Genomic DNA, 24020 nt, shown 5'->3' on the forward strand with positions numbered 1-24020 from the left:
TCCGCGCATGAGAGGGGCGGGGAACCTCGGACCGGCTCCGGCCGGTCCTGGTTCCCCGCCCCTCTCATGCGCGGGGTGGCTCAGGTGCAGGGTGACCGGTGCGCCACGTACGCCAGCGTGCCCAGGAGCAGTCGTGCCTGCGGCGGCTGGGTCGCCGTGTCCAGGGACGGCGGGCGCAGCCAGGTCGTCGGGCCGCGGCCGCCGCGGTCCGAGGGCGGTGCCGTGACGTACGAGCCGGCGCCCAGCGCGTGCAGGTCGAGGGCCGCGTCGTCCCAGCCCATCCGGTAGAGCAGCGTGGGCAGTTCGGCCGCGGCGCCCGGTGCCACGAAGAAGTGGGCGCGGCCCTCGGGGGTGGCGACGACCGGGCCGAGGGGCAGGCCCATGCGCTCCAGGCGGATCAGGGCACGACGGCCCGCCGGCTCCGGCACGTCGATCACGTCGAAGGCCCGGCCGACCGGGAGCAGCACCGCGGCGCCGGGGAACCGGCCCCAGGAATCGGCGACTTCGTCGAGCGTGGCCCCCGCCTTCACCACGGCTGCCGGATCCAGGGGATGCGCCCCGGGCGCCGGGCAGTCCGCCTTTCCGCAGGAGCACACGGAGCCGGCGGCGCGGGCGCCGGGCACCACGTCCCAGCCCCAGAGGCCGGTGAACTCGGCCACCGTGGTGCAGTCCGAAGCGCGGCCGGACGTGCGGCCGCGGCGACGTGAGCCGGTGCGCATCTCGCGCATGCCGCCGATCGTGAAGCCCATGCCCCCTCCAACACATCCCGTGCGCCGGTGGTTACGTGACGGAATCAGATCGTTACCCAATGCGCACACCGCTCCGGTCGGACCGGAGCCGATTCGCATTCGGGGTGGTGCGCCCGGTGTCGCGCGCCCCCGTCCACCCTGGTCCGCCTACTTCCGGCTGTCCTATGTCAAGTGAATCGTGTGGGGCCGCCGCTGGGTTCATTCGAAGGGGTGGCGAATGGTGGCGTTTCCGTGTTCGCCCTCGCCGGAGGGGTGATCGTAGGATTACTTTCAGTGCACGAGCTCTGAGGGTGCCTGCACCCTTGGGTATGCCGGAGGCAAGTCGGTTTCCTGTTCGAGGAGTGACAACTGCCGGACGGGAAGCCTGGTTTGGCGGCATCCTGGTAGGGCTTGCGGGCAAGAGTGTGGAGAACAGTGGTCGACGGGACTTCGCACACAGCGTCTTAGATGGCTTCAGGGAATGGGGGCGTTCCAGTGGGCGGCAGCGGCGGTGGCGTCACGAACGCCGAGAAGCGCCCCAACGAGCTGCTCGGTTCGTGGTTCGTGCGCAGTGGCTGGTCCAAGGGCGAGCTGGCGCGCCAAGTGAACCGACGGGCCCGGCAGTTGGGTGCGAACCACATCTCCACGGACACCTCCCGCGTGCGCCGATGGCTCGACGGGGAGAACCCGCGCGAGCCGATCCCCAGGATCCTCAGTGAGCTGTTCTCCGAGCGCTTCGGCTGCGTCGTCGCCGTCGAGGACCTCGGTCTGCGCGCCGCGCACCAGGCGCCCTCGGTGTCCGGCGTCGACCTGCCCTGGACCGCCCCCCAGACCGTGGCGCTCATCGGAGAGTTCTCGCGCAGCGACCTGATGCTCGCGCGCCGCGGCTTCCTCGGCAGCTCGCTGGCGCTCGCCGCGGGCCCCTCGCTCATCGAACCGATGCAGCGCTGGCTGGTGCCGACGCCCGGCGCGGCCTCGGCCCGGCCGGAGCCCGAGTCGGCCACGCAGCGTCGTGGGAACCGGCTGTCGAAGCCCGAGCTGGACCTCCTGGAGTCGACCACGGTGATGTTCCGCCAGTGGGACGCCCAGTGCGGCGGCGGGCTGCGCCGCAAGGCCGTCGTCGGGCAGTTGCACGAGGTGACCGACCTGTTGCAGGAGCCGCAGCCCGAGGAGACCACGCGGCGCCTGTTCAAGGTCGCCGCCGAACTGGCCGAGCTGGCCGGCTGGATGAGCTACGACGTGGGCCTGCAGCCCACCGCCCAGAAGTACTTTGTGCTCGCCCTGCACGCCTCGAAGGAAGCGGGCGACAAGCCGCTCGGCTCGTACGTGCTGTCCAGCATGAGCCGGCAGATGATCCACCTCGGCCGGCCCGACGACGCGCTCGAACTCATCCACCTCGCCCAGTACGGCAGCCGCGACTGCGCCAGCCCCCGCACCCAGGCCATGCTGTATGCGATGGAGGCCCGCGCGTACGCGAACATGGGGCAGCCCGGCAAGTGCAAGCGCGCCGTGCGGATGGCCGAGGACACCTTCACCGACGCCGACGACTGGGACGACCCGGACCCCGACTGGATCCGCTTCTTCTCCGAGGCCGAACTGCACGGCGAGAACAGCCACTCGTACCGGGATCTCGCCTACGTGGCCGGTCGCAGCCCCACGTACGCGTCGATGGCCGAGCCCGTCATGAAGCGCGCGGTCGAGCTGTTCGGGAAGGACGCCGAGCACCAGCGTTCGTACGCGCTGAACCTGATCGGCATGGCCACGGTGCACCTGTTGCAGAAGGAGCCCGAGCAGTCCACGGTGCTCGCGGGGCAGGCCCTGGAGATCGCCAGGAAGGTGCGCTCGGAGCGGGTCAACACCCGGATCCGCAAGACCGTCGACAACGCGACGCGGGACTTCGGCGACGTCGCCGAGGTCATCGACCTCACCGAACAGCTCGCGCTCCATCTGCCGGAGACCGCCGAAGCCGCGGTCTGACGGCGGGGGAGCACCCCCACGAACCCCGGCCACGGCCACCGTCCCGAAACAGCCCGACTCGGCTCCCCTACGCCAGGTCATCGCGGACGGAGGTCGTGGCCGGTCTGTTTTCAGGCATTTCATTCACCCGTAACACCCGCACGCTCTTCGTCACTGCGGCGAAACATCAAGGGGCCCGAACGGAAACGGCGCTGCACCAATGTCAGGGCGCATAACCGGCCCGATGACGAGGAGACGCCGATGGCTCCAGCCATCACGCTGGCGGCAGACGCACCCACACTGTCGCCCGCCAATACAGGCTTCATGCTGATCTGTTCCGCCCTGGTGATGCTGATGACACCGGGCCTGGCCTTCTTCTACGGAGGCATGGTCCGCGTCAAGAGCACCCTGAACATGCTGATGATGAGCTTCATCAGCCTCGGGATCGTGACGATCCTGTGGGTTCTGTACGGCTTCTCCGTCGCGTTCGGCACCGACAAGGGCTCGGTCCTCGGCTGGGACGGCGACTTCGTCGGGCTCAGCGGGATCGGCCTCACCCAGCTCTGGGACGGCTACACGATCCCGGTCTATGTCTTCGCCGTCTTCCAGCTGATGTTCGCCGTGCTCACGCCCGCGCTGATCAGCGGCGCGCTCGCGGACCGCGTGAAGTTCAGCGCCTGGGCGCTGTTCATCGCGCTGTGGGCCACGATCGTGTACTTCCCGGTCGCGCACTGGGTCTGGGGGACCGGCGGCTGGGCCTTCGAGCTCGGCGTGATCGACTTCGCGGGCGGCACGGCCGTGCACATCAACGCGGGCGCCGCGGCGCTCGGCGTGATCCTCGTCATCGGCAAGCGCGTCGGCTTCAAGAAGGACCCGATGCGGCCGCACTCGCTGCCGTGGACGATGCTCGGCGCCGGTCTGCTGTGGTTCGGCTGGTTCGGCTTCAACGCCGGCTCGTGGCTCGGCAACGACGACGGCGTCGGCGCCCTGATGTTCATCAACACGCAGGTCGCGACCGCCGCCGCCATGCTGGCGTGGCTGGCCTACGAGAAGATCCGGCACGGCGCGTGCACCTCGCTCGGCGCCGCCTCCGGTGCGGTCGCGGGCCTCGTCGCCATCACTCCTTCCGGTGGTTCCTGCTCGCCGCTCGGCGCCATCGCGATCGGCGCCATCGCCGGTGTGCTCTGCGCCATGGCCGTGGGCCTCAAGTACAAGTTCGGCTACGACGACTCGCTCGACGTGGTCGGCGTCCACCTGGTCGGCGGCGTCGTCGGCTCCCTGCTCGTCGGCTTCTTCGCCACGGGCGGCGGCCAGTCCGACGCGGCGGGCCTGTTCTACGGCGGCGGCCTCGACCAGTTCTGGAAGCAGTGCGCGGGCGTCGGCGGCGTCCTCGCCTACTCGCTGATCGTCTCCGCCGTCCTCGCCTTCGCCCTCGACAAGACGATGGGCATGCGGGTCGACGAGGACGACGAGGTCTCCGGCATCGACCAGGCAGAGCACGCCGAGACCGCGTACGACTACAGCGGCGCGGGCGGCGGCAGCATCGCCCGCCAGGCGGCTCCCGCCCCGGCCACCCCGCAGGTTTCCCAGGACAAGAAGGTCGACGCATGAAGCTGATCACCGCCGTCGTCAAGCCGCACCGGCTCGACGAGATCAAGGAAGCCCTCCAGGCCTTCGGCGTCCAGGGCCTGACCGTGACCGAGGCCAGCGGATACGGCCGTCAGCGCGGACACACCGAGGTCTACCGCGGCGCCGAGTACACCGTGGACCTGGTACCCAAGATCCGTATCGAGGTCCTGGTCGAGGACGACGACGCCGAGGAACTGCTCGATGTCGTGGTGAAGGCCGCGCGGACCGGCAAGATCGGCGACGGCAAGGTCTGGGCGGTCCCCGTCGAGACGGCCGTGCGGGTGCGCACCGGCGAACGCGGCCCGGACGCGCTGTAACGGATTGATGGACGGAAGCGGGAGTCGCCGGGTGACGAGCGTGAACGACGTACGTGCTGAAGCAGAGGATTCCGGCCCCGGCGGCTATGCGGCGGCCCGGCTGCGCCTTCTCCAGGGGGAGGCGCGGTCCGGGCCGCCGCGCCGTGCCGCCCTCGCGGAGCTGACCGACGACTGGCTCACCGGGCTGTTCGGCGACGGGGCGCCGGGCGTCTCGCTCGTCGCGGTCGGCGGCTACGGGCGCGGCGAGCTCTCCCCGCGCAGCGATCTCGACCTGCTCCTGCTGCACGACGGCTCGGCGGACGCCGACGCGGTCGCGGCGCTGGCCGACCGCATCTGGTACCCGGTGTGGGACCTCGGTCTCGCCCTCGACCACTCCGTGCGCACACCGGCGCAGGCGCGCAAGACCGCGGGCGACGACCTCAAGGTGCAGCTCGGCCTGCTCGACGCCCGGCACCTCGCGGGCGACCTCGGGCTCACGGCGGGCCTGCGCACCGCCGTGCTCGCGGACTGGCGCAACCAGGCGCTGAAGCGGCTGCCCGAACTGCGGGAGCTGTGCGAGGAACGGGCCGAACGCCAGGGCGAGTTGCAGTTCCTGCTCGAACCCGACCTGAAGGAGGCGCGGGGCGGGCTGCGGGACGCCACCGCGCTGCGCGCCGTCGCCGCCTCCTGGCTCGCGGACGCGCCCCGCGAGGGCCTCGCCGACGCGCGCCGCCGGCTCCTCGACGTACGCGACGCCCTGCATCTGGCCACCGGGCGCGCCACCGACCGGCTCGCGCTCCAGGAGCAGGACCAAGTCGCCGCGGAACTGGGCCTGTTGGACGCCGATACGTTGCTGCGGCAGGTGTACGAGGCCGCGCGCACGGTGTCGTACGCCAGTGACGTCACCTGGCGCGAGGTGGGCCGGGTACTCAAGTCCCGGTCCGCCAGGCCCCGTTTGCGGTCCCTGCTCGGCGGCGGGAAGGCGGCGCCGGTCGAGCGGTCGCCGCTCGCCGAGGGCGTCGTCGAGATGGAGGGGGAGGTGGTGCTCGCCCGCGCCGCCAAGCCCGAACGGGACCCGGTGCTGCCGCTGCGGGCCGCCGCCGCTGCCGCCCAGGCGGGCCTTCCGCTGTCGCTGCACGCGGTGCGCCGGCTCGCGGCCGCCGCCCGGCCGCTGCCCGCGCCCTGGCCCGCCGAGGCCCGCGAACAGCTGGTCACACTGCTCGGCGCGGGCCGTCCGACCGTCGAGGTGTGGGAGGCATTGGAGGCGGAAGGGCTGATCACGCGGCTGATCCCGGACTGGGAGCGGGTGCGGTGCCGGCCGCAGCGCAACGCCGTGCACACCTGGACCGTCGACCGGCATCTCGTCGAAACGGCCGTGCGTGCCTCCGAGTTGACGCGCCGCGTGCACCGCCCGGACCTGCTGCTCGTCGCGGCGCTGCTGCACGACATCGGCAAGGGCTGGCCGGGTGACCACTCGGTGGCCGGCGAGATCATCGCGCGGGACGTCGCCGCCCGGATCGGCTTCGACCGGGCCGATGTCGCCGTGCTCGCCTCCCTCGTCCGCCACCATCTGCTGCTCGTCGAGACCGCCACGCGGCGCGATCTGGAGGACCCGGCGACCGTACGGTCCGTCGCGGACGCGGTCGGCTCGGCAGGGACGCTCGAACTGCTGCACGCGCTGACCGAGGCGGACGCGCTGGCCACGGGCCCCGCCGCCTGGTCGTCCTGGCGCGGCTCGCTGGTGGCCGACCTGGTCAAGCGGGTCTCGGCGGTGCTCGCGGGGGACGATCCCGGCGCCGAGAAGACCGTCGCCGACGCGGAGCCGACGGCCGAGCAGGAGCGGCTCGCGGTGGAGGCGCTGCGCACGGGAGGGCCGGTGCTCGCGCTGCGGGCGCAGACGGACGCGGTGCCGACGGACACCGGTGGGGCCGGCGAACCGGAGCCGCTCGGCGTCGAGTTGCTGATCGCGGTGCCCGAGCAGGACGGGGTGCTTCCGGCCGTCGCCGGGGTGCTCGCGATGCACCGGCTGACCGTACGGACGGCGGAACTGCGGGCGCTGACACCACCGGACGGCGTGGAGGGGGGCGCGCTGCTGCTCGACTGGCGGGTCGCCGCCGAGTACGGCTCACTGCCGCAGGCCGCGCGGCTGCGCGCCGATCTCGTACGGGCCCTCGACGGCTCGCTCGACATCGCGGCGCGGCTCGCCGAGCGGGACGCCGCGTATCCGCGCAGGCGGGGCGTGGTGGCGCCGCCGGCCCGGGTGACGGTGGCCTCGGCGGGCTCACGCCGGGCGACGGTGATCGAGGTGCGGGCGCACGACGCGCCGGGCCTGTTGCACCGCATCGGGCGGGCCCTTGAGACGGCCGGGGTGCGGGTGCGTTCGGCGCATGTGTCGACGCTGGGCGCCAACGCGGTCGACGCGTTCTACGTGGCCGGGAGTGACGGGGGACCGCTGCCCTCGCAAGAGGCGGTGTCCGTGGCGCGGGGGGTGGAGGAGGCGCTGCGGGGGTGAGGGCCGGGGTCCGCGTCGGGTGACGTGGGCCCCGGCCGGGTCTCACTTGCCGATGAAGCCGTTCGTCCGCAGGAAGTACAGCGCGGCCTGATCCGCGCTCTTGCCCTCCAGGTCGACGAGCCCGTTGAGCTTGATGATCGTCTTCTCGGTGAGCGCGTCACCGAGTTCCTTCGACAGCTTCGCGAGCTGCGGGTACTTCTTGGCGGTCTTGTCGCGCACGGTCAGCGCGGCCAGCTCCGTCGTGAAGTGCCCCTTGTCGTCGTCGAGGACATTCAGGTCGAGGGACTCCAGACGGGCGTCCGTCGTGAACACCTCGGCGAACTTGCAGGGGCTGCCCTTCGCCACGTTCACGAAGTTCAGCGCGAACGCGTTCTGGTAGACCTGCGGCGCCTGGAACTTCAGCTTGTACGGGCTCTGCTCCAGCGCCGACAGCTCCCGGTCCAGGAACTCCGAGGCGCCGCACAGCGTGGCGTCCTCCGGGTGGTCCTTCGCCAGCTTCGCGAGGTCGCTGATCGAGTCGACCTCGCCGGCCCGGCCGGTGGCGTCGGCGGCGCGCGCCATCGCGTACTGGTTGCCGAACTTCGCCGGGCCCAGCCACTTGATCCCGTGCTTCTTCAGGTCCTCCCGCGAGGTCGCCCCGAACTGCGCGGCGCTGCCCTGCACGGGCTTGTCGTGCTGCAGGAACTGGGTCCAGCCGGTGCCGGAGTAGTCCCAGTACATGTCGATGTCGCCGCTCTGCAGCGCGCTGCGCGCGATCGTGGTGCCCTGAAGGCCCGTCTGGTCCTTGGTCTTCGCCCCGGCGGCCTCGAGCGCGTACAGCGTGATCTTGCCGAGGATCTGCTGCTCGGTGAACTCCTTGGAGCCGACCGTGAAGTGCGCGCCCTTCAGGTCGACGTCCTTGGCGAGCGAGCCGCCGTCGAGCTGCTTCTTGCTCGCCGTACGCGGCAGGTCGCCGGAGGAACCGCCGCTCGCGCCGGTGTCCGAGCAGCCGGTCATTGCGGCGCCGCCGAGCAGGGCCGCGCACAGGGCGGCGGCGACCTTGCCGCGGGCCCCAGGGCCCTTCTGACGGATCTTGTTGGAGTCGCGGGGCGACTCCACCGTCGGTGGACGTCGTCCGGATCCAGCCTGATCCGTCAGAAGGGCCCTGCCCGGTCCGAATCGCATGCGTGTTGTCACTTCTTTCACAGGCCCCTTCTCACAGACCGCGCGGGCGCAGCAGGTTCTCGACGATCCCGGCGACCCAGTCCACGAGCAGCGCGAGGACGGCCACGAGCACGCTTCCGGTGATCAGGACCAGGTTCCGGCTGGAGTTGATCCCGTTGGAGATCACGTCGCCGAGGCCGCCGGCCCCGATGAACGTCGCGAGCGCGACGGTGCCCACCGTGATCACCAGCGCCGTACGGATGCCGGCGAGCATCACCGGCACCGCGAGCGGCAGTTCGATCCGGCGCAGCACCTCCCACCGGGTCATGCCCATGCCCCGCGCGGACTCCAGGACCGACGGATCGACCTGCTGAAGGCCCGCGATGGTGTTGCGCAGCACCGGCAGCACCCCGTACGCGACGAACGCGATCAGCGCGATCTGCGTCACCCCGAGGCTGACGAAGGCCACCGCGAGCAGCACGATCAGGCCGAGCGAGGGCAGCGCCTGCCCGATGCTGGCGAGCGCGAGAACGGGTCCGGCGAGGGGGCGGGCCCAGCGGCGGGTCAGCAGCACGCCGAGCGGGATGGCGATCACCAGGATGAAGACCGTGGCGACCGCGGTCAGTTCGATGTGCGTGAGGGTCCGGCTGAGCAGGTAGTCCGCGTTCAGGCTGCGCAGCTCGATCTGGTCCTTGTCCTGCCCCGAGACGTACCAGGCGAGCAGCGCGAGGACCACGGCGAGGGCCAGCGGGGTGAGGGCGAGGCGCCACAGCGGCGGCAGGACGCGGGTGCGCTCCGCGGGTTCTGCCGCGGCGGGGAGCTCGTCGACGAGTGCCTGGGTCACGGCCGGGCCCCCTGCAGCAGACCGGCGCCGTTCTCGGTGTGGATCAGCGTGCGCAGCGTGTCGAGGGTGACGACACCGCGGTAGCGGCCCAGGTCGTCCACGACCGCCAGCGCCGACGCGTTCACCGCGAGCATCTCGTCGAGCGCGTCGTACAGGCTCGTGCCCGGGCCGAGCGGCGAGATCAGCGGGAGCCGTGTGCCACCGTCGGCGGGCAGCCAGCCGACGGGGCGGCGGTCTTCGTCCAGGACCACCACGAACTCGTGGTCGCTCTCGGCGGCCGCGTCCTGCTGCGCCTCGGTGCTCGCCGATTCGGCGACGGTGGACCACAGCGGTACGTCGACGTTCCCGAGCCGGGTCAGCGAGAGGCGGCGCACGGCGGCGCCGGCGCCGATGAAGTCGGTGACGAACTCGTTCGCCGGCTCGGCGAGGATCTTCTCCGGGGTGTCGTACTGGACGACGTTCCCGTGCTCGGCGAAGACGGCGATTTTGTCGCCCATCTTCACGGCCTCGTCGATGTCGTGGGTGACGAACACGATCGTCTTGCGCAGCTTGGCCTGGATCTTGAGGAACTCGTTCTGCAGCGCCTCGCGGTTGAGCGGGTCGATCGCGCCGAACGGCTCGTCCATGAGCATCACCTGCGGGTCGCCGCCGAGCGCGCGAGCGACGCCGACGCGCTGCTGCTGGCCGCCGGAGAGCTGCTTCGGGTAGCGGCCGCGGTACGTGTCCGGGTCCAGGCCCACCATGTCGAGCAGCTCGTCCACGCGCGCGTGCACACGCTTCTTGTCCCAGCCGAGCAGGCCGGGCACGGTGGCTATGTTCTGGGCGACCGTCTGGTGCGGGAAGAGCCCGGACTGCTGGATCGCGTAGCCGATGCGGCGGCGCAGCTCGTGCACCGGGATCTTCGTGACGTCGTCGTCGGCCAGGTGGATGCGGCCGGACGTCGGCTCGATCAGCCGGTTGATCAGCTTCATCGTCGTCGTCTTGCCACAGCCCGAGGGCCCGACGAAGACCACGATCTTCCCTTCGGGGATCTCCAGCGTCAGATCGTCCACCGCCGGACGCTTCTGGCCGTCGTAGGACTTGGTCAGCCGGTCGAGCCGGATCATCGGGTGACCCCCTTCGGAGTGGTCAGGCGATTGAGCAGGGCGAAGAGCAGATCGAAGAGCAGCGCGAGGACGACGATGGCGAGCGCGCCCTCGAGCGTCAGATAGACGGCGAACGGGGTGCCCGCGCTGGCGAGTCCGTCGAGGATGAGCTTGCCGAGCCCGGGGCCGTTCACGGCGGCGGCGATGGCCGCGATGCCGAGCAGCATCTGCGTCGCGACCCGCAGGCCGGTGATCACCACGGGCCAGGCCAGCGGGAACTCGATGGTGGTGAGCACCTTGAGGCGGGTCATGCCCATCGCGTTCGCGGACTCGATGACGGCCGGGTCCAGTTCGCGCAGGCCGACCACGGTGTTACGTATGACGGGCAGCAGCGCGTACAGCGTCAGGGCCACGATCGAGGGCCCCGTGCCGAGGCCGAGCGGCGTGATGAGCAGGCCGAACAGCGCGTAGGACGGAATCGTCAGGAGCAGCCCGGCCGCCCCGAGCACGGCGGCGCGCGGCGCCTTCGTCCGGTACGTCAGGACCGCCACTGGCACCCCGATGAGTACCGCGAGGGCGAGGCCTTCGAGGACCAGCAGGATGTGCGCGAGTGCGGCGTCGAGCACATCGGGCCAGTTGCCCTGGAGGTAGTCGAAGAAGTTCACGCCGGCCTCCCTTGGGGTGCCGGGGGCCTACGCACGGGCCGCGGCGGCCGGTCCATCGAGGGAGCGAGGGAGGGCATCTGTGAGCTCCAGTTCACGTCAGAGGGGTGTACGGCGGTGCGCCGTACGGCTGCTGGTGGCGGTTCCGGGCACGACCGGGCACGCCCCGGCGCGGGGCGGAGGAGAGGGGTGGCGTCGAAACCTGAGGGCGCCTACCCAGTCGGGCGCCACTGATGTGCACGGGTTTACGGAACCGCCGGGGCCGTAATTATGGCGAACGCCCAGGTCACGGCGGGGCGGCTCCGGCGGATATCGAGGCGTATGTGCGGGTTTTTCGTACGTGGGTACGACCGGTGGGACGCATCGGGACCGGGCCACTGACCACGGCACCGCGGGCGGATACCCTGGAGGGCGACCTGTCCGTAAAGCCACCCGACCCGAGGATTCGCGACCGCCGTGTTCGACACTCTCTCCGATCGCCTCGCAGCGACATTCAAGAACCTCCGCGGCAAGGGGCGCCTCAGCGAGGCGGACATCGACGCCACGGCGCGCGAGATCCGGATCGCCCTCCTTGAAGCCGACGTGGCGCTGCCCGTCGTCCGCGCTTTCATCAAGCAGATCAAGGAGCGCGCGACCGGCGCCGAGGTCTCCCAGGCGCTGAACCCCGCCCAGCAGGTCATCAAGATCGTCAACGAGGAGCTCATCGGCATCCTCGGCGGCGAGACCCGCCGGCTGCGCTTCGCCAAGACCGGCCCCACCGTGATCATGCTCGCGGGTCTGCAGGGTGCCGGTAAGACGACCCTCGCGGGCAAGCTCGGCCTCTGGCTCAAGTCCCAGGGCCACTCGCCGCTGCTCGTCGCCTGTGACCTCCAGCGTCCCAACGCCGTGAACCAGCTGAGCGTCGTCGCCGAGCGCGCCGGCGTCGGCATCTACGCGCCGGAGCCGGGCAACGGCGTGGGCGACCCGGTGCAGGTGGCCAAGGACTCCATCGAGCACGCCAAGGCGAAGGTCTACGACGTCGTCATCGTCGACACCGCCGGCCGCCTCGGCATCGACCAGGAGCTGATGCAGCAGGCCGCGGACATCCGCGACGCCGTCAGCCCCGACGAGGTCCTCTTCGTCGTCGACGCCATGATCGGTCAGGACGCGGTCAACACGGCCGAGGCCTTCCGCGACGGCGTCGGCTTCGACGGCGTGGTGCTCTCCAAGCTCGACGGTGACGCCCGCGGTGGTGCGGCCCTGTCGATCGCGCACGTCACCGGCAAGCAGATCATGTTCGCCTCCAACGGCGAGAAGCTGGACGACTTCGACGCGTTCCACCCGGACCGCATGGCGTCCCGCATCCTCGGCATGGGCGACATGCTCACGCTGATCGAGAAGGCCGAGCAGACCTTCTCGCAGCAAGAGGCCGAGAAGATGGCCTCCAAGCTGGCCTCCAAGAAGGGCCAGGACTTCACGCTCGACGACTTCCTGGCGCAGATGGAGCAGGTCAGGAAGATGGGCTCCATGTCCAAGCTGCTCGGCATGCTGCCGGGCATGGGGCAGATGAAGGACCAGATCGCCAACCTCGACGAGCGCGACGTCGACCGCACGGCCGCCATCATCAAGTCGATGACCCCGGCCGAGCGCTCGGAGCCGACGATCATCAACGGCTCGCGCCGCGCCCGTATCGCCAAGGGCTCCGGCGTCGAGGTCAGCGCGGTCAAGAATCTGGTCGAGCGGTTCTTCGAGGCCCGCAAGATGATGTCCCGCATGGCCCAGGGCGGCGGCATGCCCGGGATGCCGGGCATGCCCGGCACCGGCGGCGGCCCCGGCCGGCAGAAGAAGCAGCCCAAGAAGGCCAAGGGCAAGCAGCGCTCCGGCAACCCGATGAAGCGCAAGCAGCAGGAGCAGGAGGAGGCCGCCCGGCGCGCGGCCGCCGCCGAGCAGGGCGGCGCGCTCGGACTGCCGGGCGCGGGCCAGCAGGACCCGAAGGACTTCGAGCTCCCCGACGAGTTCAAGAAGTTCATGGGCTGACACATCGGCAGGTGTACGGGTAGGCAGCCGTACGGGTAAGGGGCGTCCGCCATGGCGGGCGCCCCTTACGCATGTCCACGAGTGGCGGCCCCCTGGCAACTGTGCGGTCATGGGCGGAAGGCCTCGGGGCCGCGACCGCCCCGGAGGACGGCAGGCTGCAGGAGGAGAGACAGGCGTGGCGAACCCGGTACCCCCGCGCGATCGGACGGATCAGCCCTGGCGTTCCGAGGGCGCGCCGCCCCCTCCGCCCCCCTCGGGGCCCAAGCGCAAGATGCCCGGCGGCTGGGGCGGCCTCATCCTGACGGCCCTGATCGTCTACCTCATCGCCAACCTGGTGCTGTCGTTCTTCAATGAGGGCGACGAGCCGACGGTCTCGTACACCGAGTTCAGCAAGCAGGTCGAGGCCGACAACGTCACCAAGATCTACTCCAAGGGCGACGCCATCCAGGGGGAGCTCAAGAAGGAGAAGCCGACCCCCAAGGACAGCGACAGCAAGCGCAAGAACTACACCAAGTTCACGACGCAGCGCCCGGCCTTCGCCGACGACGACCTCTGGGCCAACCTGGAAAAGCACGACGTCACGGTGACCGCCGAACCCGTCGTCCAGGAGCGCAGCTTCCTGTCCAACCTGCTCATCTCGCTCGCCCCGATGGTCCTCCTGGTCGTGCTGTGGCTGTTCATCGCGCGACGGATGAGCCAGGGCATGGGCGGCGGCGCGGGCGGCATGCTCGGCCGCAAGCAGCCGCCCAAGCCGGTCGAGCTCGAACCCGGCAAGAAGCGCACCACCTTCGAGGACGTCGCCGGCATCGACGAGGTCGCGGGCGAGCTGGGCGACGTCGTCGACTTCCTCAAGAACCCCGATGACTACCGCACGATGGGCGCCAAGATGCCGCGCGGTGTACTCCTCGCGGGCCCGCCCGGCACCGGCAAGACGTTGCTCGCGCGGGCGGTCGCGGGCGAGGCCGGGGTGCCGTTCTTCTCCGCCTCCGCCTCGGAGTTCATCGAGATGATCGTCGGCGTCGGCGCCTCCCGCGTGCGCGAGCTGTTCGCCGAGGCCCGCAAGGTCGCCCCGTCGATCATCTTCATCGACGAGATCGACACCATCGGCCGGGCCCGCGGCGGGGGCGGCGGCGTGGGCGGCCACGACGAGCGCGAGCAGACCCTCAACCAGATCCTCACGGAGATGGACGGCTTCAGCGGCTCCGAGGGCGTCATCGTCATCGCCGCCACCAATCGCGCGGACGTCCTGGACCCGGCCCTGACCCGCCCGGGACGCTTCGACCGGATCGTCAACGTGTCCCCGCCCGACCGCGGCGGCCGCGAGGCCATCCTCAAGATCCACACCCGCGGCATGCCGCTGGCCTCCGATGTCGACCTCGCCCAGGTCGCCCGCACCACACCGGGAATGACCGGCGCCGAACTCGCCAACCTGACCAACGAGGCCGCGCTGCTCGCAGTCAAGCGCAAGCAGAAGGAGATCAACCAGACCGACCTCTCCGAAGCGCTCGAAAAGGTCCAGCTCGGCGCCGAGCGGCCGCTGGTGATGCCCGACGAGGAGCGCCGCCGCACCGCCTTCCACGAGAGCGGCCACGCCCTCCTCGGCATGCTGCAGCCCGGCGCCGACCCCGTCCGCAAGATCACGATCGTGCCCCGCGGCCGCGCCCTCGGCGTCACGCTCTCCACCCCCGACTCCGACAAGTACGCGTACACGGAGGAGTACCTGCGCGGCCGCATCATCGGCGCCCTCGGCGGCATGGCGGCCGAGCACGTCGTCTACGGAGTCATCACGACCGGCGCCGAGAACGACCTGGAGCAGGTCACCAACATCGCCCGCGGCATGGTCGCCCGCTGGGGCATGAGCGAGAAGGTCGGCCGCCTGTCCGCCCTCCCGAACGACTCCCAGCAGCCGTACGGCCTCGCCGCCGCCCCCGACACCGTCAACGCGATCGACGGCGAGATGCGCCGCATCGTGGACGAGTGCTACGAGGAGGCGTGCCAGAAGCTGCGCGACAACCGGGACAAGCTCGACGCGCTGGCCGGGGCTCTCATGGAGAACGAGACGCTGGAGGAGGCGGACGCGTACCGGATCGCCGGCGTCACGCGCTTCACCAAGGACTGAACGGCACGACCTCAACGGGAATGCAGCCCGCACGCCGCACGGCGTGCGGGCTGTTCGCGGTCACGGCGTGCGGGCTATCAGGTACCGGAAGACATTGGGCATCCACACGGTCCCGTCGCCGCGCACATGCGCCTGGAGCGCCTCGGACACCTCCTTGTCGACCTGCGCCGGATCCGTCGCCCCCACCGCGGCGTCGAACAGGCCCGTCGACAACAGGCCCCGCACCGCGCTCTCGGCGTCCGCGTACCCGAACGGGCACGCCACCCGGCCGGAACCGTCCGGCCGCAGCCCCGCCCGCTGGGCGACCTCCTCCAGGTCGTCACGGAGCGCTGGGCGCCAACTCCCGGTACTACGGAGCGGCTCGGCGAGTTTCGTGGCCACCCGTAGGACGGACGACGTGGCACAGCGCTCCGGGGGACCCCAGCCGACCAGCACCACCGCGGCGCCCCGGCCCGCCAGCGGAGCCACGCTCTCCAGGCGCGCGGAGAGCCCCTCGGAGTCCCCGGCCACACACCCGATCGGCTGGAAGTCGGTGATCACGTCGTACGGGGCTCCGCCGGGATCGGTCGCGGTGAGGTCGGCGGCGTCGGCCGTCGTGAGCCGGACGTCCGCGGCCTCCCGGGGCCGTCCCCCGTCGGGCAGCAGCCGCTCCTCCGCCAGGGCGAGGAGTTCGGGGTCGGAGGGCTCGACGCCGGTCACGGCGGCGCCGCGCGATGCCGCCATCAAGAGAGCGAGCCCGGAGCCGCAGTCGAGCCCGAGGAGCCGGGTGCCCCGGCCGACCTCCAGGCGCTCGTACACCGCTTCGTAGAGCGGTACCAGCATCCGCTCCTGAATCTCCGCCCAGTCACGCGCGCGTGCGCACAAGTCCGTCCGCGGCGCGGTGGCCGCGTGAGGGAGGTGCCGCCGCACGAGCGTAGGTGTCATCGAAAGTGCCCCAATCCACCGAGAGATGCCGAGAGTTGTCGTCGTGCCGCCCGGCCGTTCGCGTGGCGTCCGGCCGTGTTCGCGCGCTGCTCGCACTCCCCCCGTATGCCAGACAACTCCGCAATGTCCGCCGCGTCTAGGGGGTGTTTGGCAGGGGTGGCGACAATGCGCGTGTGCACCGTCGTGCGCCCCCAAGGGGTCATATGACGGGCGCACCCGGGAGGCCGCGGGCATACGGGCGAAAAGGATTCGAATGCCCCAGGGCCCGCGCCGTAGCATCCGCGCCATGGCCAAACCTCGCGTTCTCACGCCCCGGACGGAAGACTTTCCGCGCTGGTACCAGGATCTGATCACCAAGGCCGAACTGGCCGACAACGGTCCGGTGCGCGGCACCATGGTCATCCGACCGTACGGCTACGGCCTGTGGGAGCGGATGCAGCGGGAGATGGACGACCGCATCAAGGAGACGGGCGCGCAGAACGCGTACTTCCCGCTCCTGATCCCGCAGTCGTACCTGACCAAGGAGGCCGACCACGTCGAGGGCTTCGCGCCCGAGCTGGCCGTGGTCACGCACGGCGGCGGCAAGGAGCTGGAGGAGCCCGCCGTCGTCCGCCCCACCTCGGAGATGATCGTCAACGCCTCCTTCGCCAAGTGGGTGCAGAGCTACCGGGACCTCCCGTTGCTCATCAACCAGTGGGCCAACGTGGTCCGCTGGGAGCTGCGCCCCCGCCTCTTCCTGAGGACGACCGAGTTCCTCTGGCAGGAGGGCCACACGGCGCACGCGACCTACGAAGAGGCGCGCGACTTCGCGGCGCGCATCCACCGGCACGTCTACGCGGACTTCATGGAGAACGTCCTCGCGATGGACGTCCTCCTGGGCCGCAAGACGCCCAAGGAGCGATTCGCCGGGGCCGTCAACACCCTCACCCTCGAAGGGATGATGGGCGACGGCAAGGCCCTCCAGATGGGCACGAGCCACGAGCTCGGCCAGAACTTCGCCAAGGCGTTCAACACCCGCTACCTGTCCAAGGACGGCGCGGAGGAACTGGTCTGGCAGACCTCCTGGGGCTCCACGACCCGCATGATCGGCGCCCTGGTGATGATGCACGGCGACGACGACGGGCTGCGCGTCCCGCCCCGCCTCGCGGCCACCCAGGTGGTCGTGCTCGCCGTCAAGGACGACGAGGCGGTGGTCCGCAAGGTCCGCGAAATCGGCGACATCCTTAAGAAGGCGGGAATCCGCGTCCATGTGGACGACCGCACGGACACCCCCTTCGGGCGCCGCGCCGTCGACTGGGAGCTGAAGGGCGTCCCCGTACGCGTCGAGGTCGGGCCCCGCGACCTGGAGAACGGCACGGCGATGCTCGCCCGGCGGATCCCGGGCGGCAAGGCCCCGGTCGCCCTCGAGGCGCTGGTCGCGGTGCTGCCCAAGATCCTGGAGGAGGACCAGGCACTGCTGCTCGCGCAGTCCCGGCAGCGGCGGCAGCTGCGGACGACCGATGTGACCACGGTCGCCGAGGCGCTGGAGGCAACCTCGGTGGACGGCTGGGCGCGCATCCCGTGGGCCACTCTCGGGGAGGCCGGCGAGAACGAGCTCGCCGCGCAAGGCGTCTCCGTACGGTGTCTGATCACCCCCGAAGGGGCGGTGCCGGACGCCGACGACGCGGCCGGTAACGTCGCGGTCGTGGCACGCGCGTACTAGGCGCGTACGGGAGGACGTCCGTAAAGGCGTACATGCCGCTACGCGCCACCTTGTTGTGAGCTGTGCGCCTTCTCCGTACATCTGCGCACCCGCCCTCCTCGGGACGCATCAGCGGGAACTGACTGGTACGTGCAAATTATTTGGGATGCCCTGGAATAGGAACACGGAGGCACCCCGGCTCGTTGTCACGACGTGAGCACGACACCACCTGTTCTCGCCGCAGAGCTGGCAGGGGCGTGGGCCGACATTCAGCGGCACCACCCCGAGCTGCCGGATCTTGCCGCGCCCGAATCCCTGATCGGCGAGTCGTCGTCCGCCTGTGGACGCGAGCTCTCCTTCGAGCGACTCCTTCACGAGGCAGTCCACGGCATCGCAGCCGCGCGCGGAATCCGCGACACATCGCGCGCCGGCCGCTATCACAACCGCAGATTCCTGGCCATCGCCGAGGAGTTGGGCCTCGACCACCCCGAGGAGCCGCACCCCAGCAGCGGCTTCTCACTGGTCACGCTCAACCCGGAGGCGAAGCAGCGCTACCGGCAGACGATCGAGCGGATCCAGCGCGCCCTGAAGGCGCACACCGTGGCGACCGCCGCGGACACCAAGCGCAGCTTCCGCGGCCCCGCGGCCCGGCACGGCTCCTCCGGGGGCGGCGTCCGCGTCAAGGCGGTCTGCGACTGCGGGCGCAACGTCCGGGTCGTTCCGTCGGTGCTCGCACAGGCCCCGATCATGTGCGGCGGCTGCGGGAAGCCGTTCCGCATCCCGGAGATCGTCGGCGTCGCGGCCGGCTGAGTGCTGGGCTCCTGGTGGGACTCGGTGGAGCGGCCGAGGGGGATTCGGCCGCTCCGGAGACGTGTGGCACAATGGCTAGCTGTACTCGACAGTCGCACAGGACCCCTCTCTCCTCCGGCTGACGCGTCCATCGGGCACTCGGGTACCGCAACCCCACGCGGCAATCTCGCCGTGCCCACCCACGTCAAGACCAGGAGACACCACTCCCGTGGCAGTCAAGATCAAGCTGAAGCGTCTGGGCAAGATCCGTTCGCCTCACTACCGCATCATCGTCGCCGACTCCCGTACCCGCCGTGACGGCCGGGCCATCGAGGAGATCGGCCTGTACCACCCGGTGCAGAACCCGTCGCGCATCGAGGTCGACTCCGAGCGTGTCCAGTACTGGCTGGGTGTCGGCGCGCAGCCGACCGAGCCGGTCGCGGCCATCCTCAAGGTCACCGGTGACTGGCAGAAGTTCAAGGGTCTGCCGGCCCCGGCGCCGATGAAGGTTGCCGAGCCGAAGGCCGCCCGCCCCTCCTTCGAGGCGCTGGCCACCGAGGACGAGCCCAAGGGTGAGGCCATCACCCAGAAGAAGAAGGCTGAGAAGAAGGACGAGGCCGAGGCCGCGTCCGAGTCGACCGAGGCCTGAGCATGCTCGAGGAGGCTCTTGAGCACCTCGTGAAGGGCATCGTCGACAACCCCGACGACGTGCAGGTCGCCTCGCGCAACCTGCGCCGGGGGCGCGTCCTCGAGGTCCGGGTCCACCCCGACGACCTCGGCAAGGTGATCGGCCGCAACGGCCGCACCGCGCGCGCCCTGCGTACCGTCGTGGGTGCCATCGGCGGCCGTGGTGTCCGCGTCGACCTCGTCGACGTCGACCAGGTTCGCTGAGAACAGTTGAACACCGGCTCGGGCCGGGGAGGGCTTACGAGCCGTCCCCGGCCCGAGTCGTTTGTGCCCCTGGTGGGCTGACAGGAGAGTTTCCGACGTGCAGTTGGTAGTCGGGCGCATCGGTCGCGCCCACGGCATCAAGGGCGAGGTCACCATCGAGGTGCGCACCGACGAGCCCGAGCTGCGGCTCGGCCCCGGCGCGCGACTCGCCACCGACCCGGCCTCCACGGGGCCGCTCACCATCGAGTCCGGCCGGGTGCACAGCGGCCGGCTGCTGCTGCGCTTCGAGGGCGTACGCGACCGGACCGGCGCCGAGGCGCTGCGCAACACCCTCCTGATCGCCGAGGTGGACCCCGAGGAACTGCCCGAGGAAGAGGACGAGTTCTACGACCACCAGCTCATGGACCTCGACGTCGTCACGGTCGACGGCACCGAGGTCGGCCGGATCACGGAGATCTCGCACCTGCCCTCGCAGGACCTGTTCATCGTGGAGCGCCCCGACGGCAGCGAGGTCATGATCCCGTTCGTCGAGGAGATCGTCACCGAGATCGACCTCGAGGAGCAGAAGGCCGTCATCGACCCGCCGCCCGGCCTGATCGACGACCGCGCCGAGATCGCGTCGTCGCGCGACGACGCCGAGGGCGAGTCCGCATGAGGCTCGACGTCGTCACGATCTTCCCCGAGTACCTGGAACCGCTGAACGTCTCCCTCGTCGGCAAGGCACGCGCGCGTGGGCAACTCGACGTCCACGCGCACGACTTGCGGCAGTGGACCCACGACCGGCACAACACGGTCGACGACACCCCGTACGGCGGCGGCCCCGGCATGGTCATGAAGACCGAGCCGTGGGGCGACTGCCTCGACGACGTGCTCGCCGAAGGGTACGAGAACGGCGCCCAGGGGCCCGTCCTGGTCGTCCCCACGCCCTCCGGGCGCCCCTTCACCCAGGAACTCGCGGTAGAGCTCTCCGAGCGCCCCTGGCTGGTCTTCACGCCCGCGCGCTACGAGGGCATCGACCGCCGCGTCATCGACGAGTACGCGACCCGCATGCCCGTCTACGAGGTCTCCATCGGCGACTACGTGCTCGCGGGCGGAGAGGCCGCCGTGCTCGTGATCACGGAGGCCGTGGCGCGCCTGCTGCCCGGCGTCCTCGGCAACGCCGCCTCGCACGAGGACGACTCCTTCGCGCCCGGCGCGATGGCCAACCTCCTCGAGGGCCCCGTCTACACCAAGCCCCCCGAGTGGCGCGGCCGGGACATCCCCGACGTGCTGCTGAGCGGCCATCACAGCAAGATCGCGCGGTGGCGCCGCGACGAGGCCCTGCGCCGCACCACGCGCAACCGGCCCGATCTGATCGAGCGCACCGACCCCAAGGCCTTCGACAAGAAGGACCGCGAAATGCTCTCGATCCTGGGCTGGGGGCCGCGTCCCGACGGACGATTTGGGCCGACGCCCGAGATCGTGGAAGAATAGGCCGCTGCTGTACGTCCAGCCTGCGCCCCTGCCACAGGGGGAACGACGCAAGGCCCGACGCGATCAGCTACCGAAACTCATCATTTACCTCCCGTCGATGACCTGTGGCATCGGCGAAGAAAGCAGACGATCATGTCTCACCTGCTCGACTCCGTCGACTCCGCGTCGCTGCGCGACGACGTCCCGGCCTTCCGCCCGGGCGACACCGTCAACGTCCACGTCCGCGTCATCGAGGGCAACCGCTCCCGTGTGCAGCAGTTCAAGGGCGTAGTCATCCGCCGCCAGGGCGCCGGCGTCCGCGAGACCTTCACGGTCCGCAAGGTCTCCTTCTCCGTCGGCGTCGAGCGCACCTTCCCGGTGCACACGCCGATCGTCGAGAAGATCGAGCTCGTCACCAAGGGCGACGTCCGCCGCGCCAAGCTGTACTACCTCCGTGACCTGCGCGGCAAGGCCGCGAAGATCAAGGAGAAGCGCGAGAACTGAGCCGCTCGGCGCCCCCAGGGGGTGCCGGCCCAGCTCGCCTGCGGCGTCCACAGGGCGGCCGGATAGCATCTGGCCTCGATGGACACCGAAGCACAGCACGAGGAGCGCGACCGTTCCTCCGAGCCCCATGAGAACACCTCACAGGGCGAGGAGGACCGGTCGCGCTCCTCTTTGCTGTCCGACGTCCTCGCCTGGCTGCCGGGCGGCCGCATCACCCTGAGCGTGCTGCTGTGCCTGGCGCTCCTGCTGGCCTTCAGCGTCTTCGTGATGCAGCCGTTCCAGATCCCCAGCGGCTCCATGGAGAGCACATTGAGGGTCGGGGACCGCGTTCTCGTAAATAAGTTGGCGTACCGTTTCGGTGCCGAGCCGACCCGTGGCGACGTGGTCGTCTTCGACGGCAGCGGGTACTTCGGCGAGGGCGACTACATCAAGCGCGTCGTGGGCACGGGGGGAGACCGGGTGGCCTGCTGCGACAGCAAGGGGAGGCTCGAGGTGAACGGGAAGTCCGTGGACGAGCGTGCCGTGCTGCACGCCACGGACGCGCCGTCCCAGGTGGGCTTCGACATCGTCGTTCCCGAAGGCACCCTCTTTCTGCTCGGTGACCATCGCAGCGACTCCCGCGACTCCCGCGACTACCTGGGCGCGCCCGGCGGCGGGTTCGTCCCCGTGGACCAGGTGATCGGCAGGGCCGAGTGGATCGCGTGGCCGAGCGGACACTGGCACTCCTTGTCGCGTACGGACGTCTACGCGCGCGTGCCCGCACCCGGCGGCGCCCATGGGTAGGCGGGGCAAAACGCGCAGCCACCGCGGCGACGAGCGACTGCCCACCGGCAGTCGGCCCACCAGTGGCCCCGAGCAGCCCGGGAGGGCAGAGCGGCGCAAGCTCGCCCGCAAGGTGAAGCGCCGCCGCAGGCGCTCCGTGCTCAAGGAGATACCCCTCCTCATAGGCGTGGCCCTGGCCATCGCCCTCGTCCTGAAGACGTTTCTGGTGCAGGCGTTCGTCATCCCGTCGGGCTCCATGGAACAGACGATCAGGATCGGCGACCGGGTCCTGGTCGACAAGCTCACCCCCTGGTTCGGCGCGCAGGTGCAGCGCGGCGACGTCGTCGTCTTCAACGACCCGGGGAAGTGGCTGGAGCAGGAGGCCGGCCCGAAGCAGGAGGCCCCGGTCGGTGTGAAGCAGGTCAAGGAAGGCCTGACCTGGATCGGGCTGCTGCCGTCCGACAACGAACGCGACCTCATCAAGCGGGTCGTGGGCGTCGGCGGCGACACCGTGAAGTGCTGTGACAAGACGGGCCACGTCACGGTCAACGGAACACCGCTCGAAGAGCGCTCGTACATCCACCCCGGCAACGCCCCCTCGAAGTTCGACTTCTCGGTGAAGGTGCCCAAGGGGCGCCTGTTCGTGATGGGCGACCACCGCGCCAACTCCGCGGATTCCCGCTATCACCTCACCGAAGCCTTCAACGGGACCGTGTCCGAGGAGTCCGTCGTCGGCCGGGCCCGGTTCATTGGGTGGCCGATCGGCCACTGGGCCTCGCTGTCGGAGCCGCCGACGTTCGCCGCCGTGGCCGACGCGCAGGGAGACGGGGCGACCGCGGCCTCAGGAACGTCGCATAGGGTGGCCTCCACGTACGGTGCCGGACCGGGCTCGAACGCTTCGGATTCGGACGGATTTGTCCCCCTCCCGACCCCTGCGGAACTCCCGCTCGTTATGGGAGTGGTGGGCCTGCATCGGATACGGATCAGGCGGCGGCACGGAGTGAGGAGTGGATGTGGGGGACTTGGCGGTCGGCGCACGGTCAGGGCATGGTCCCGAAGAGGAGCCCGGGCGATCCGACGACGCGGCGGGTCCGGGGTCGACGGAGGCGGGTGACGCCTCGACGGCCCCCCCCTTGCGCGAGGAGGAGTCGAGCGGTGGGTCGACGGGCGGCTCCAAGAAGCAGCGTTCCTTCTGGAAGGAACTGCCGCTGCTGATCGGCATCGCGCTCATCCTGGCGCTTGTCATCAAGACGTTCCTGGTCCAGGCGTTCTCGATCCCGTCGGCGTCGATGGAGAACACGCTGAAGATCGGCGACCGGGTCCTGGTCGACAAGCTCACCCCGTGGTTCGGTTCGGAGCCGGAGCGCGGCGAGGTCATCGTCTTCCACGACCCGGCGAGCTGGCTGGAGGGCGAGCCGACGCCGGAGCCGAACGCCGTGCAGACGGTGCTCAGCTGGATCGGCCTGATGCCGTCGGCCAACGAGAAGGACCTCATCAAGCGCGTCGTCGGAGTCGGCGGCGACACCGTCGAGTGCAACGGCACGGGCCCGCTCAAGATCAACGGCAAGGCGCTGAACGAGCCCTACGTCTACCCGGGCAACACCCCGTGCAGCGACGACAACGCCGGTGGAACGTTCAAGGTGAAGGTTCCCGAGGGCAAAGTTTGGGTCATGGGTGACCACCGCCAGGACTCCATGGACTCCCGCTACCACCAGAACGACAAGAACGGCGGCTTCGTCCCCGTGGACAACGTCGTGGGCCGCGCCATCGTCGTAGCCTGGCCGCCCACGCACTGGTCGACGCTGCCGGTGCCGGACACCTTCGACCAGTCCGGCCTCAACGCGGTGGCGAACGTGGCTCCGGGCGCGCTCGGCCTCGCGGGCGCGGCACCCCTGGTGCTGTGGCGCAGGCGCAAGATCAATCAGCGCGTTACCGAGGGGAACGCCAGGGTTTCTGCGGCTGGTGGCGCCCGGTAGGGTGCCGTCCCAGATCGCCGATCTTCCGTGGTCCGCGCCGTTCCGGGGCCG

22 protein-coding genes are annotated in these 24020 nt (G+C 70.5%); 16 read left to right on the forward strand and 6 right to left on the reverse strand.

The features are described from left to right. Positions 1 to 80: 80 nt before the first annotated feature. Positions 81 to 749: a bifunctional DNA primase/polymerase gene (locus ACIA8D_RS03355; protein ID WP_399228253.1), complete on the reverse strand. Its 669-nt coding sequence runs from the start codon at positions 747 to 749 to the stop codon at positions 81 to 83. A gap of 474 nt (positions 750 to 1223) precedes the next feature. On the opposite strand from ACIA8D_RS03355, the gene ACIA8D_RS03360 reads away from it, so the two are divergent. The 4 genes from ACIA8D_RS03360 to ACIA8D_RS03375 all read left to right on the forward strand — a co-directional run bounded on the left by ACIA8D_RS03360 (position 1224) and on the right by ACIA8D_RS03375 (position 7121). Further along, entirely contained in the window at positions 1224 to 2705 is a 1482-nt protein-coding gene (locus tag ACIA8D_RS03360) for a hypothetical protein (RefSeq protein WP_399228254.1), read from the forward strand. 240 nt (positions 2706 to 2945) lie between these two features. After that, positions 2946 to 4295 (forward strand): ammonium transporter, encoded by a 1350-nt coding sequence (locus tag ACIA8D_RS03365; protein ID WP_399228256.1) that lies wholly within the window; start codon positions 2946 to 2948, stop codon positions 4293 to 4295. Further along, complete coding sequence (locus ACIA8D_RS03370; protein WP_326015327.1) at positions 4292 to 4630, forward strand: P-II family nitrogen regulator; 339 nt, start codon at positions 4292 to 4294, stop codon at positions 4628 to 4630. Before ACIA8D_RS03365 ends, ACIA8D_RS03370 begins: the two co-directional genes overlap by 4 nt. 7 nt (positions 4631 to 4637) lie before the next feature. After that, positions 4638 to 7121: a [protein-PII] uridylyltransferase gene (locus ACIA8D_RS03375; protein WP_399228258.1), complete on the forward strand. Its 2484-nt coding sequence runs from the start codon at positions 4638 to 4640 to the stop codon at positions 7119 to 7121. A 42-nt stretch (positions 7122 to 7163) separates the two neighbouring features. Here ACIA8D_RS03375 and ACIA8D_RS03380 read toward each other — a convergent pair whose 3' ends face one another. The 4 genes from ACIA8D_RS03380 to ACIA8D_RS03395 form a co-directional block, all read right to left on the reverse strand. After that, positions 7164 to 8219: a glycine betaine ABC transporter substrate-binding protein gene (locus tag ACIA8D_RS03380; RefSeq protein WP_399228260.1), complete on the reverse strand. Its 1056-nt coding sequence runs from the start codon at positions 8217 to 8219 to the stop codon at positions 7164 to 7166. A gap of 97 nt (positions 8220 to 8316) precedes the next feature. Beyond that, on the reverse strand, positions 8317 to 9108 hold the full coding sequence (locus tag ACIA8D_RS03385) for an ABC transporter permease (RefSeq protein ID WP_399228262.1): 792 nt from the start codon (positions 9106 to 9108) through the stop codon (positions 8317 to 8319). Beyond that, positions 9105 to 10214 carry an ABC transporter ATP-binding protein gene (locus ACIA8D_RS03390; RefSeq protein WP_399228264.1) on the reverse strand — a complete coding sequence of 370 codons (1110 nt, stop codon included), beginning with the start codon at positions 10212 to 10214 and terminating at the stop codon, positions 9105 to 9107. Before ACIA8D_RS03390 ends, ACIA8D_RS03385 begins: the two co-directional genes overlap by 4 nt. Next, a complete protein-coding gene (locus tag ACIA8D_RS03395; protein ID WP_399228265.1) occupies positions 10211 to 10858 on the reverse strand; it encodes an ABC transporter permease in 648 nt (215 codons plus the stop codon). The genes ACIA8D_RS03390 and ACIA8D_RS03395 overlap by 4 nt, the downstream gene beginning before the upstream one ends. A 453-nt stretch (positions 10859 to 11311) precedes the next feature. Here ACIA8D_RS03395 and ffh point away from each other — a divergent pair, with 453 nt between their 5' ends. Both ffh and ftsH read left to right on the forward strand, forming a co-directional pair. Continuing rightward, positions 11312 to 12871 carry a signal recognition particle protein gene (ffh, locus tag ACIA8D_RS03400; protein ID WP_399228267.1) on the forward strand — a complete coding sequence of 520 codons (1560 nt, stop codon included), beginning with the start codon at positions 11312 to 11314 and terminating at the stop codon, positions 12869 to 12871. A gap of 175 nt (positions 12872 to 13046) precedes the next feature. Then, complete coding sequence (ftsH, locus tag ACIA8D_RS03405) at positions 13047 to 14990, forward strand: ATP-dependent zinc metalloprotease FtsH (RefSeq protein WP_399228269.1); 1944 nt, start codon at positions 13047 to 13049, stop codon at positions 14988 to 14990. Between the two features lie 60 nt (positions 14991 to 15050). Here ftsH and ACIA8D_RS03410 read toward each other — a convergent pair whose 3' ends face one another. After that, positions 15051 to 15914 carry a class I SAM-dependent methyltransferase gene (locus ACIA8D_RS03410; protein WP_399228271.1) on the reverse strand — a complete coding sequence of 288 codons (864 nt, stop codon included), beginning with the start codon at positions 15912 to 15914 and terminating at the stop codon, positions 15051 to 15053. A gap of 286 nt (positions 15915 to 16200) precedes the next feature. Here ACIA8D_RS03410 and proS point away from each other — a divergent pair, with 286 nt between their 5' ends. From proS to lepB (ACIA8D_RS03460), 10 genes are all read left to right on the forward strand, one after another. Beyond that, a complete protein-coding gene (proS, locus tag ACIA8D_RS03415; protein ID WP_399228273.1) occupies positions 16201 to 17616 on the forward strand; it encodes a proline--tRNA ligase in 1416 nt (471 codons plus the stop codon). Positions 17617 to 17808: 192 nt separating this feature from the next. Then, entirely contained in the window at positions 17809 to 18405 is a 597-nt protein-coding gene (locus tag ACIA8D_RS03420; RefSeq protein WP_351336314.1) for a hypothetical protein, read from the forward strand. A 208-nt stretch (positions 18406 to 18613) separates the two neighbouring features. Further along, positions 18614 to 19033 carry a 30S ribosomal protein S16 gene (rpsP, locus tag ACIA8D_RS03425; RefSeq protein ID WP_399228275.1) on the forward strand — a complete coding sequence of 140 codons (420 nt, stop codon included), beginning with the start codon at positions 18614 to 18616 and terminating at the stop codon, positions 19031 to 19033. A gap of 2 nt (positions 19034 to 19035) precedes the next feature. Beyond that, the gene (locus ACIA8D_RS03430; protein ID WP_014176063.1) at positions 19036 to 19275 is read left to right on the forward strand and encodes an RNA-binding protein; all 240 of its coding nucleotides are present in this window, start codon (positions 19036 to 19038) and stop codon (positions 19273 to 19275) included. Between the two features lie 97 nt (positions 19276 to 19372). Then, positions 19373 to 19930: a ribosome maturation factor RimM gene (rimM, locus tag ACIA8D_RS03435; RefSeq protein WP_399228277.1), complete on the forward strand. Its 558-nt coding sequence runs from the start codon at positions 19373 to 19375 to the stop codon at positions 19928 to 19930. Next, positions 19927 to 20748 (forward strand): tRNA (guanosine(37)-N1)-methyltransferase TrmD, encoded by an 822-nt coding sequence (gene trmD, locus ACIA8D_RS03440; RefSeq protein WP_399228278.1) that lies wholly within the window; start codon positions 19927 to 19929, stop codon positions 20746 to 20748. The genes rimM and trmD overlap by 4 nt, the downstream gene beginning before the upstream one ends. Before the next feature lie 132 nt (positions 20749 to 20880). After that, positions 20881 to 21231: a 50S ribosomal protein L19 gene (rplS, locus tag ACIA8D_RS03445; protein ID WP_327661379.1), complete on the forward strand. Its 351-nt coding sequence runs from the start codon at positions 20881 to 20883 to the stop codon at positions 21229 to 21231. Positions 21232 to 21309: 78 nt separating this feature from the next. Beyond that, positions 21310 to 22014, forward strand: coding sequence for a signal peptidase I (gene lepB, locus ACIA8D_RS03450; protein ID WP_399228281.1), 705 nt, complete (start codon positions 21310 to 21312; stop codon positions 22012 to 22014). Continuing rightward, positions 22007 to 23107, forward strand: a complete 1101-nt coding sequence (gene lepB, locus ACIA8D_RS03455) for a signal peptidase I (RefSeq protein ID WP_399228283.1) — start codon at positions 22007 to 22009, stop codon at positions 23105 to 23107. Before lepB (ACIA8D_RS03450) ends, lepB (ACIA8D_RS03455) begins: the two co-directional genes overlap by 8 nt. Further along, positions 23007 to 23969 carry a signal peptidase I gene (gene lepB / locus ACIA8D_RS03460; RefSeq protein ID WP_399228284.1) on the forward strand — a complete coding sequence of 321 codons (963 nt, stop codon included), beginning with the start codon at positions 23007 to 23009 and terminating at the stop codon, positions 23967 to 23969. The genes lepB (ACIA8D_RS03455) and lepB (ACIA8D_RS03460) overlap by 101 nt, the downstream gene beginning before the upstream one ends. Positions 23970 to 24020 lie beyond the last annotated feature (51 nt).

Source organism: Streptomyces sp. NPDC051684, from assembly GCF_044453445.1.
Lineage (GTDB): Bacteria > Actinomycetota > Actinomycetes > Streptomycetales > Streptomycetaceae > Streptomyces.